This window comes from Flavobacterium frigidimaris (assembly GCF_002217275.1).
Classification (GTDB): domain Bacteria; phylum Bacteroidota; class Bacteroidia; order Flavobacteriales; family Flavobacteriaceae; genus Flavobacterium; species Flavobacterium aquidurense.
Genome location: NZ_MUGV01000039.1, coordinates 91,435 through 102,782, shown reverse-complemented (window position 1 = coordinate 102,782; position 11,348 = coordinate 91,435). Strand labels below are relative to the sequence as shown.

General features: G+C 33.4%; 8 protein-coding genes. All 8 read left to right on the top strand.

Going from position 1 to position 11,348, the window contains the following annotated elements; all coding sequences use genetic code 11:
* Positions 1-101: 101 nt before the first annotated feature.
* Positions 102-3,614, top strand: coding sequence for a fibronectin type III domain-containing protein (locus B0A65_RS19915; protein ID WP_074657024.1), 3,513 nt, complete (start codon positions 102-104; stop codon positions 3,612-3,614).
* A complete protein-coding gene (locus tag B0A65_RS19910) occupies positions 3,598-4,515 on the top strand; it encodes a hypothetical protein (protein WP_123890390.1) in 918 nt (305 codons plus the stop codon). Before B0A65_RS19915 ends, B0A65_RS19910 begins: the two co-directional genes overlap by 17 nt.
* Positions 4,516-4,863: 348 nt before the next feature.
* Positions 4,864-5,424, top strand: coding sequence for a hypothetical protein (locus tag B0A65_RS19905; protein WP_074657030.1), 561 nt, complete (start codon positions 4,864-4,866; stop codon positions 5,422-5,424).
* Between the two features lie 416 nt (positions 5,425-5,840).
* Positions 5,841-6,068, top strand: a complete 228-nt coding sequence (locus B0A65_RS23580; protein ID WP_242670320.1) for a transposase — start codon at positions 5,841-5,843, stop codon at positions 6,066-6,068.
* Positions 6,065-6,331, top strand: coding sequence for a hypothetical protein (locus B0A65_RS23575; RefSeq protein WP_242670319.1), 267 nt, complete (start codon positions 6,065-6,067; stop codon positions 6,329-6,331). Before B0A65_RS23580 ends, B0A65_RS23575 begins: the two co-directional genes overlap by 4 nt.
* 368 nt (positions 6,332-6,699) lie before the next feature.
* Complete coding sequence (locus tag B0A65_RS19895; RefSeq protein WP_074657033.1) at positions 6,700-8,175, top strand: hypothetical protein; 1,476 nt, start codon at positions 6,700-6,702, stop codon at positions 8,173-8,175.
* A 57-nt stretch (positions 8,176-8,232) separates the two neighbouring features.
* A complete protein-coding gene (locus B0A65_RS19890; RefSeq protein ID WP_074657035.1) occupies positions 8,233-9,576 on the top strand; it encodes a PKD domain-containing protein in 1,344 nt (447 codons plus the stop codon).
* A gap of 62 nt (positions 9,577-9,638) precedes the next feature.
* A complete protein-coding gene (locus B0A65_RS19885) occupies positions 9,639-11,300 on the top strand; it encodes a hypothetical protein (protein WP_089069657.1) in 1,662 nt (553 codons plus the stop codon).
* The last annotated feature ends 48 nt before the right edge of the window (positions 11,301-11,348 follow it).

Below are 11,348 nucleotides of genomic sequence, written 5' to 3'. Positions count from 1 at the left end.
GTGTCAAAATATCCGACTATGCGACTAGCATGGATACCAAGTTCCAACTGCTGATTAATCCTACGGATGTCACAATATCGCAAAGGCAGGTACGCCTAAAATTGTACATACAAGGCAATGGAGTCAATATAAGAAGCAGTGATTATATAACAGGACAAAGACCCATTTTTATAAATGGAGGTGAATTTCAAACTTTGACTAATAGCGATATCTCAGCATTATTCAGGTTAGAAAATCTGCAGGGAATAAGCCCTGCCCAGTATGCAAATCCACTGCCAGACGGGATGTATGATTTTTGTTTTGAAATGTATGACTTCATCACCAATCAAAAAATATCACAGAAAAGCTGTGCCAGTATTTATCTTATATTAAATGATCCGCCGTTATTAAATACACCGCAAAAAAACGAACAAATAGCAGCGAGTGATTTCACGAATATCATCTTTACCTGGACACCGCGCCAGACCAATGCGACCAACGTTTCGTATAAGTTCGAATTAAAGCAGCTCATTGACCCAACATTAGACCCGCAGTTTGCGTTTCAAATGTCCCCGCTTTTATATGAGGAAACAGTTTTTAGCACTGCTATGCTGTACAATTTAAGTATGCCCATACTGACTCCGGGCATGCGTTATGCATGGCGTGTAAAGGCAATATCAACAACCGGACTTTCAGAAAATGCAATATTTAAAAATGATGGTTACAGTGAAATCTATTCCTTTAAATACACCGCATCTTGTGCTGCACCGACTTTTTTATTAAGTGAAGCAATAAGTCCAACGAGCGTTAAAATAACCTGGCAGGGAATTCCTGACCATACCAAATATCAGCTTCAATATAAAAAGCAGGATGTAAGAAATGCAGAATGGTTCTCGACAAATAGTTTAAACACCCAAAGTTTAATTACCAATTTAGAGCCCGGAGTAACCTATCAGTTTAGGGTTGGTTCGAGCTGTGATCCTCCAACGGAAGGAATCCAATCTTTTACTTACTCGGGAATCAGCACATTTACAACACCAACACAAGCCAATGGAGTTCCTGCTTACAATTGTGGAATTACCCCTAAAATTGATATTCAAAATCAAAAACCGCTTACAAATTTAATTCATAGCGAAACTTTTACGGCGGGTGATTTCCCTGTAACAATTTTAGAGCTAAAAGGAGAAAACAGCCCATATTCAGGAAGAGGTTATATTATAGTGCCTTACTTGGCAGATTCCAAAATTGCAGTAGAGTTTACTAATATAGTGGTCAATACCGATTATCAGTTGATTAGTGGTGTTGTTGAGACAAGCTATAATCCGGATTGGAAAAATGTTGTTGATGTAGAAGATTTTACAGGCGAAGGACCGGGCGGGAAAATAAAAGAAGGAGTTCCGTTCGAGATAGAGAAGATTGTAATCAATGCAAGCGGAGATATTGTAGTAAATGGCAAAGACGGCCAACAGGTAACAATTCCGGGAGGAAAAGATACTGTAATTACTGACAGCAGTGGAAAAATATATACAGTAGACAGCAAAGGAAACGGAAGCAATGTACCGGTAGATGTCGCTGAAGGAGGAAGATCTACTCCCGAAAACACTGACGGGGTCGATAAAAACGGCCAAGCTATTGCATTTACAGCCAAAGGAATTACTATTGTCTTTTCAGACATGAAGGATAGTAAATATGCTTTTGATGTGATGCCGGAAAACGCTACAGCAAGCTTGAAAAAACTGTATAAACAAGTAGGCGAAAAAGCGTTGCCTTATAAGGCAGTTGTAAACGGTAGCAGCGACACATTATTGGCAACAGTTGCAATAACTGACGATAATATTAATTTGGATGATATTGTATTTAAGACTGAAAGCGGAGCCAAAGTTGATGCAGTACGAAAGGACAGGATTTTCACTTTAACAGTAAGAGGTAAGCTGACCTACGCCGAAGAAGAAGTCCTTGCTACAATAAAACAAGAAGATAAATGGAAAGTTTTAGGTGCTTTTATGTTGGTTCATATTTCACCAAAAGAAGTAAATGTGGCGCTGGTGCCAACAGATAAAGCTTCGCAAGATAAACTCGAATCGATTATCTCTAATACTCAGGCTATTTACAATAAAGTTGGGGTAAAAATTAATTTTACCAGGGAGCCTGTTTTGCCTATCAGCGATGTAGTTTCGGGGGATACAATTCAGACCGAAAAGAATGCACTTACGTCAACCTACAGCACAGAACAGCAAAATATAAACGCATTATATCATGGTCCTGACAATAGTTATGTGCTTTTTATAACGGATAAAGAGTCAAGCAAAGGAATAGATGGCTATATGCGTTTGAACGGACAGTTTGGATATATTTTTAAAGCTGGATCTTCCAAAACTCCAGCACATGAATTAGGACACGGAATTTTTAAACTCGAGCATCCTTTTGAGCAGTACAAAACTTCTGAAAAAGATACTGATTTTTTAATGGATTATAGTCAGGGAACTGTCCTAAACAATCTTGATTGGAAACAAATTAATGATCCTACTTTTAAATTGTATGCTTTTCAAAGTCAGAGTAGTGGGGATTTAATTGCGGGACATGATCTTATAATAATTAAAAAATACAAAGGTTCCAATGGGAAAATGAAAGAAGATATAGAAAAAACCAAAGAAATGTCTCTGAAAGAATACAATGAATATAAAAAAACAATATGGAACACCTTTCAATTATGCGATAAAAAGGGTTTCAGCGAATGGGTAGAAGGATACAATCAGTATACTTTGGGAAATAATTGCAGTTATAAAAATGGTTTTTATGGGATAAATACTGGGGTTTTAGTTATCGAAGTTACAGAAGAAATACCAGTTTATAAGATTTATTATTATAAGAATGAAATACAATATGAGAGTTCTAAAAATACTCAAAACATACTTGTTTTTGTAAATGGATATCGAGATTCAGGAGTAACACAAGGCGAGTTTGACGATACTTATAACGGCATTAGTAATACTTCAATAGATGATTATTGGGAAGGGATAGATCTTATGTTTGAAGAACGTTTAAAAGACAGAGAAGTTTATTATGCAGACGGACATCATAGTGTAAAAACTTCTAATCATAGAAGCACAGCAAGTTTTGCGAATAATATGTTTAATCATAAAATGGCAACAAGTCCAAATATTGAGGGTTTTACTTTACGTAAGAATAATGGATTTATTGCGGGGATTAATTTGTCAAAAGAATTAGAAAAAGTTAAATTTAATAAACAAATTGAAAAAATTGATATTGTAGCTCATAGTATGGGATATGCTTATGCTTTGGGTATGGTACAAAGTTTAAAGACTAAAGGTTACTTACTTGGGCGTTTTTATATTATTGCCCCTGAAAATGCTTGTAGTGGACGAGTGGACAGAGAAGAGTTTGAAGAAGTATGGCAATACGGAAGCAATTTAGGAGAGCCGGATGCAGATCCAATTAGTGAACAAGATGGTATTGCTCCACAATGCGCAGCTACTGGTTTAACTAACGATCAACGCGCATTTATTCCTAAAAATTGGAAGCCAAAAGGTTTTTTGGATAGTCACTCAATTGTTAATTATAAATGGATATTTCAACGAAAAAAAACAGAAAAAGGATATGTCAAACAACGTTAATAAAATTTTTATAATAGTTTTAGGATTACTCTGTTTTCTTTCTTGTAAAGATGAGAAAAAAGAAATACAAAAGAAGGCAAGTTTGTATTATGAAAAATCCATATCTGCGTCAGATAATGATACATACAATCGAGTTTATGCTAATGCTACTGATTCAATAAATAGTTGGATTAATAACAAATTAAAAGGATATGCAAATCAAAGGTTAAATGCGGGATCATGGCGATTGGATTCTCTGATATGTTTTAACTCTAAAGCTGATAAATGTATTCTTGCATTATTGACTCAAGCTGTTTTTTGGAAAGATACTGATCATGATAACATGGACTTCTTTTATGGCATTAAAATAAAAAACAAGTGGTATTTCTTTCAAGGAGCTGGTATTAGTCTTCCCCGTGAGTTTTATCAAAAGGATACTACCAAACCATTATCATTTCAAATAATGCACGAGATTGCGATGAAAGAAATTTTCAGAGGTTATTTAAAGAAAAAAGATAAAGGCTTTTGGGGCAACTTGTTTGGTAAAACAGAGTGGGAAATAAACGACCGTTTTTTTTTAGAATTAGATAAACCCCGACTACCATTTGAAACAAGGAAAACTGCCCCCTCTTATTATTCCTGTCGGGATATAAATAATAAGAAAGAATATGTGGAATGTTCATTAAAATATGAAGCTCTATCTGTTTGGAACGAGGACAGTACTTCTATAAGCAAGGATACTTACTTGTATTCACCTGAATTTCCTGTAACAAAAAAAATCAGACAATTGAAAAAAGGTGATTTATTAAGAGTGATAGAAAGAATTGATAATAGTCAATGGTGTTACGTTCGCATGTGGGATGGAAATCCTAATGTAGGATTTATTGAAAAAGAGGCAATAGTAAAAAGGGAGAAAAAGTAGATATTGCAGCACACAGTATGGATATGCTTATTCTTTAGGAATGATAGATGAATTAAAAGCCCCTGCTCCCGCACGAATCCTTTCGTGTGGAGGTATGGATATATAAATAATGATGCTTAGCATCAATTCATGATAATAAAAAGTTTTTTGGAAGATTTTAAAAAGTGAAATAGAAAAAGTTTATTTGATGATTATAATTGTATCTAGATGTTTAATATTTAAATAAGAAGTACTCACACGAAAGGATTCGTGCGGTAGCGGGGCCACAAGGTTTTTTAGAGAGCCATAGTATTAGTAATTATAAATGGATATTTACCAAGCTTACAGACCCAAATAAAGATAAAGGATATGTTAAAAATAGATAGAAAATTATTTGTTTTTTGCTTGAGTATTATTTTTTTCTCCTGTACAAGAGAAAAAAATAATACCGTTGATTATAAATTAAGTTCAATCAAAATTGTTTCGATGGTTGGAAATAATAAGATCTATAAGCAGATAAATGATACGGTACGTAATTGGATACGAAATGATATAAGATACTATGGACCTTTTGAATTGCATAAAACACTAATAATTGATTCTTTGTTGTGTTTCAATAAGGATGGAACAAAATTGATTTCTGCCAAACTTACTAGACATCAGGATAAGAACAGCAATAGTGATGGTCTTAACTATTTTTATGGAGTCAAGATTAATAAACGCTGGTATTTTTTTAACGGACCATATATTATTTTACCTCGAGAGTATTATCAAAAAGATATCCATACGCCCTTAAGTTTTGAAAAACTGCACGAAATCGCAATGAAAGAGGTTTTCAGTGGATATTTAAAAAAGGAAGACAAAGATTTTTGGAATAACCTGTTTGGCAAAACGGAATGGAAAATAAATGATGATTTTTTAGCGATTTAACAAGTGCAGCATGGTGTAGCGATTGTAAAACACAAGAACAATGGGATGATGCTTATTTGAAAGTAGTAAGAGAAAATTGGGAAAAACTTGATACTATTCAAAACACTCAATAATATAAAAGAAAGATTACTGATAATAGGGGAGTAATGAAGAAAGTTTAAAAGATAAAAAATGGCTAGAGGATGGCGTTGCGCCACAGGTACCTGTAGGTAATATAGGTACTCGTCATATTTATATACCAGAAGATGGCAGTGCACCACAAGGTCTTTTAGACAGCCATAGTATTAGCAATTATAAATGGATATTTGATGGAACAATAAAAGAAGGGAGGGCATATTATGTTACCCCCGCTCCCGCACGAATCCGTTGGTGTGGCTGTTGAGCCATCAAGTTAAATGTAAGGAATAAAGGTAATTATGAGTAGAAATTACAAGTTTCACAATCCAGAAGGTTTATATTTTATCAGTTTTGCTGTTGTGGGTTGGCTTGATGTATTTACAAGAAACGAGTATAAAGATTTGTTTTTGGAAAGTTTAGAATATTGTCAAAAAAATAAGGGTTTAGAAATTCATGCGTGGTGTATTATGACCAATCATGTTCATTTGGTTTTTAGAAGTGTAAAAGGGCAAATCCTGAATTATTGATAGGAGATTTAAAGAGGTTTACAAGTCAATCTATCGTAAAAAGCACACAAGAAAATCCAAGAGAGAGTAGGAAAGAATTCTTGTTAGATTTCTTTAAAAAAGAGGCAGAAAAAAGTTCTAATGTAAAATATTATCAATTTTGGCGACATGATAATAAGCCAATTAAACTTTGGAGGAATAAAGTTATTCAGCAAAAAATAGATTATGTACATAATAATCCAGTTGAAGAAGGCTTGGTTTATAAAGCAGAAGATTATGTGTAATAGTAGTGCAATTGATTATTCAGGACAGAAAGGTTTTGTAGATGATATAGTTGTTTTTAGAATGTTTGATGTTTAAGTAGAACGTACCACACGAAAGGATTCGTGCGGTAAAGGGGGGAGCGGGGTCTTTTTTTTAATAAAGTAAATTAGAATTGTAAGGATTTTTTAAGAAGTAGAGAGATTTCGCATAAATTTCAATAAATTATTTATGTAATAGTTGCCAAGCTTGCGAACACCCCAGTTTAAGCTTTGTAAACCTCGTTACCAAACAATACCACAATATAAGTTAAATAAAAAGTGCCGGCATAAATTAAATTATGTTAGGTAAACTATTATAAATAAATAAAAAATAAAACAAAAATTAACGTATGAAAAATTATTTTTTAACCCTATTAATTGTACTTTTTAACTACTATGGGTTCGCACAAAAAATCAAAATCGATAAAGGAGAAATTAAGCTCGATGAAAAAACAGTTGGTTATGTTGAAGGAAAAAGACCAGTTTATAAAATTTACAATTTAGATAAAAGTTATGCGGTTACAGCAGAATTGAAAAATGTTCCTAATGCTGCTTCCTTAACACTTCCGTGGATAGAAGTAAAAAGTGAAGAGACAGGAAAATCTAATGAACTGGATTTCAAGAGCAGAAAATTCAGTGCTTTCAATTACGACAGAAGCATTATTTACGAACTATTAGATCTAAATTATTTTACTGCTGATGGTTTAAATAAAGAAGAAATTGAAAAATTTCTAAGCAGCGAATCAACCGGTATTTCTGCAAAACGTCTCGGCGTTCAAAATGTGATAGATCAGGCAAATAAAATTGCAGATACCTATCAATTATTAATCGACGATGCGGGAACTATTTACAGTATAAAAGCACAAAATCCTGACCCAAATGATAAAAGAATTGGCTACATCAAAGTAACATCACCAGCGACCAATGGAGAATTACAGTATGAAGTTGTTGATTTAGATAATTACCGAATAGCAACATGGTTTGCAAAAGCTGGTATGACCTCAGGTTATGATAAATTTTTAAATCAGGAACTAATCACTTTTGACAAAAAAGTATTTAAAGCGGCTTTTGATAACCACGGTAATCCAATAGGTTATAAAATGAGCAAAGATAATACAGCCATGAATATTGTAAGGGTTCTGGTTGGTAACGGATATACGCTACAGCATCAGGGAAAAATGGCTGTAGCTGAAATAAGAACAGAACAGATAAAAATTCAAAATGAAAAAGTTGCAACAGAACGCTCTAATTCGGCTAACATCTATGAGCAAAATGGCTATGTTATAAACGAAAAGGGAGAAAAAAAATCAGGACCAATCACGGCAGAATTTGAATCTATAAAAGCAGAATCATCAAGCGGAATGGCTGATATGACCTCTTACGGAAAAACTGTGACTTTGAAGTTTACAAACGAAAAAGGTAGAGAAAAAACAGAAAACTTTAAATCAAAAAACGGAGTAAGATTTTGTGTTGACAAAGTAGGGAAAGAGGAATGTTATTTAGGATTAAAAACAATCGGGAATACTATGGCTGCGGCAGGAAGTTTAAACTCGTTGAGTTTTGATTTTTCAAGTTTCTATAAAATTCTATATGAGGATAATGGTTATTTGGTATTGGTTGATCCGTTATTGCCATCAGATTTTATTCTAAAAATTCCAACTCAGGAAAAAGGTTTGTATACCAATAAATCAAGTAGTGATAAATTAAAGAAAAACGCAATCGAATATCTAAAATGTGATTCGTTTGTATTTGAAAATTATGATTTTAAAACACTGGAAGGACTTATTCAGGTTTTAGAAGATTATAAAAAAAATTGCGCCAGATAAGACACTTAATATAAACCACTGCAGCTTTTAGGCTACAGTGGTTTAAAAAACAACAAAATGAAAAAAGCTTTACTCTTACTCGTATTTATTGTAATTACTTCATGCTATCAGGAAACCTCTATAGCCGTAGAAGGTGATTTTAAGACCTCATATGTAAATGGTGACGAGTCAATTCCTGTCATCATTAAAATAGATAGTAAAATTACGGGAGCTGATACCTACGAATGGACATTTGAAGGAGGAAGTCCAAGTACTTCGAATTTAAAAAATCCAGGAGAGATTCTGTATGATAAACAGGGAACTTATATAATAAAACTAAGAGCATCAAATGCTGATGGCGAGAGTAAAGAAGTTAGTAATACGGTTGTAATTAGAGAAGGAATCAATATTGATTTTACGCATGAAATAATTAAAAGTAATTATTCTCCGGTTGAAGCTATTTTGACCAATAATACTCTTGGAGAGGGACTCACTTTTAAATGGGATTTTCATGACGGAATGCCATCGACTTTTACAGGAAAAACACCTCCAAATGTTGTTTTTACAAGTCCTGGAGAACATGCAATTGCTCTGACGGTTTCTAATGGTTTTGAATCTCAAAAAATAATTAAAACGATAAATGTTGAGCCAATTTTAGTAAGTAGGTTTATGTATGAACCAAAGTTTGAAAATGATGATTATGAGGCTCCTGTTACCATTAATTTTATCAATAAATCGATTAGTGCAACAAGTTATAAATGGACTTTTCGGGGAGGAAATCCTGCCACATCAACAGAAGAAAATCCAACAGTTGTTTTTACGAGCGTAGGAATTCATGAAGTTACTCTTGAAGCATCTAATGATAAAACCAATCAGATTTTTACGTCAACTCTAACAGTACAGCCTGATACAAACCTGCGTATGCTAACCAATATTAAACTCGGAATAAACACATCACACAATAATAACAATATTGGGGCAATGTTTTCGACTACAACCAGACTAGTTTATAAAGCAAACGAAATCAGTGACCAAAACAGTGGTTTAATCGATATTGTATTTCAGGGACTTAACAGTAATCTTACTTACAATAAATTCATTTCACCCGATCAGGTAAACAACTATGGTTTTATATCACTCAAAAATGCACAAAACACCATTTTTGTAAACTCTCAAAACTTATGCAATTGTGGATTAAATTTTACTGAAGCACAGTTTGACGCCATGGTAAATGACAGTCCGATAAAATCATTGAATATAAGCTATAGTGCAGCAGGAGAACAACAGTTTGGATTTACATATCCAAGAATTATTTTGTTTAAAACACAAGACGGGAAAAAAGGGGCAATCAAGATTAAAGATATGGTTAAGAATGGAGCGAGTTCATATATTTTATGCGACATCAAAGTACAAAAACAATAAAGAGGGAGAATTAATTAATGAAAATAAATAATAAAAGTCGTTGGTTTAAACTCCTTGTTGTTTTGATACTTTTAATAACTAAAAATGCTTATTCGCAAAATGTCGATTTAGAAAATTTCTACAAGCATGACTTTAAAGTAACGGGCGGTGTAAATGCAAACATGATATTTTATAATTCGAACCAGCAAAATTCGCGTGAGCCTTTTAATTATCTGCTTTCAGGTAATTTGAATATCAGTGCTTTCAGTTTTAATATTCCAATATTTTACAGCATAACCAATCAGGGAAATAATCTAGGCTATACAGCGCCATTTGACTTCAACAGATTTTGTATTATGCCAAAATACAAATGGGTAAAAGCCTATATAGGCAATGCAAGTATGACTTTTTCGCCTTACACGTTAAACGGAATTCCTTTTAGAGGAGTTGGCTTGGAATTGGCACCACGAAGCCCTTTTAAAATAAGTTTAATGGGAGGACAATTATTAAAAGCAGTATCAGAAGAAAATGCTTTAGGAGGAGTTCCGGTTTACGAACGATTTGGCTATGGTATAAAAACAAGCTTTGAAAAAGAAAGATATAAAATAGGCTGGATTGGATTTTATGCCAAAGACAGAGAAAGTTCACTTGCTTATACAGGAAATGATAATGGAGTAACACCAAAAGAGAACTTTGTAAACAGCCTGCTCTTAAGTACTTCAATTCTAAAAGACATGACCTTCAATGTCGAATATGCACTTTCTGTTGTAACAGACGATACCCGCGCAGAAAGTATTAAGGGAGGAGGTTTTAGAGACCGGCTTTTTTCGGCGAAAGAAAGTACCGCTTTCCTCAATGCATTAAATGTAAATTTTGATTATAACATACAAAAAACAAGACTTGGATTAACATACGAGCGTATAGATCCCAATTATAACACTTTGGGAGCAATGTATTTTAATAATGATTTAGAAAATATTGCACTGCGTCTTTCAAGACCTTTTTATAATGAGAATATCAATGTTTCGGCAAGCTTAGGATATCAAAGAGATGATCTGGCACGCGAGAAAAAGCAAAATACCAAGCGTGTAGTAGGTTCCATCAATATGAATTATAAAATTACAGATCAGCTTAATTTTACAGGAAGCTATTCTAATTTTTCAACCTATACCAATAAAAAACTCGATCAATTTGAACTTATTAATAATCCAAATATCGTAGCAGCCGATACTTTAGATTACACGCAATTATCTCAAAATGCAAACTTAAACTTTAGTTATGCTTTTGGAGAAAAGAATAACCAAAATATGAATTTCAATTACAGTATTGCAGGTCAGGCCAACGAACAGGGGGGAATAATAAGAAAAGGACAGGCGAGTACCGTGCAGAATTATAATTTGGGGCATACTATAAACATTCTTGGAATAAAAACAGCATTAATCAGCACCCTGAATTACACTAATAATCAAGCAGGGTTATTTGATAATTCATCTTTGGGAGCTTCCGTAGCGGTTTCTAAAAAATTATTAAAAGAAAAATTAAACTCCAATTTTGGAGTGTTGTATAATAATACCCAAAGCGATGTAGATACAAGTTCAGTTTTCGGAATAAAATTTAATAACAGTTATACAGTAATGAAAAAACACAATTTTGCATTATCAATGATATCTATGTTTAGGAGCTCAACCAATAAGCCTTCGAATAATGACATCATGCTGAATTTTAACTATGGTTACAGCTTTTAGAAGAAGGGATACCTTAAATATAAAAACGTATTGAAATTCAGTTTTCAA

Excerpts from the sequence above, each read along its gene's own strand:
- B0A65_RS19890 (WP_074657035.1), top strand. The coding sequence starts at position 8,233 with ATGAAAAAAGCTTTACTCTTACTCGTATTTATTGTAATTACTTCATGC.
- B0A65_RS19895 (WP_074657033.1), top strand. The coding sequence starts at position 6,700 with ATGAAAAATTATTTTTTAACCCTATTAATTGTACTTTTTAACTACTAT.
- B0A65_RS19910 (WP_123890390.1), top strand. The coding sequence starts at position 3,598 with ATGTCAAACAACGTTAATAAAATTTTTATAATAGTTTTAGGATTACTC.
- B0A65_RS19905 (WP_074657030.1), top strand. The coding sequence starts at position 4,864 with ATGTTAAAAATAGATAGAAAATTATTTGTTTTTTGCTTGAGTATTATT.
- B0A65_RS23580 (WP_242670320.1), top strand. The coding sequence starts at position 5,841 with ATGAGTAGAAATTACAAGTTTCACAATCCAGAAGGTTTATATTTTATC.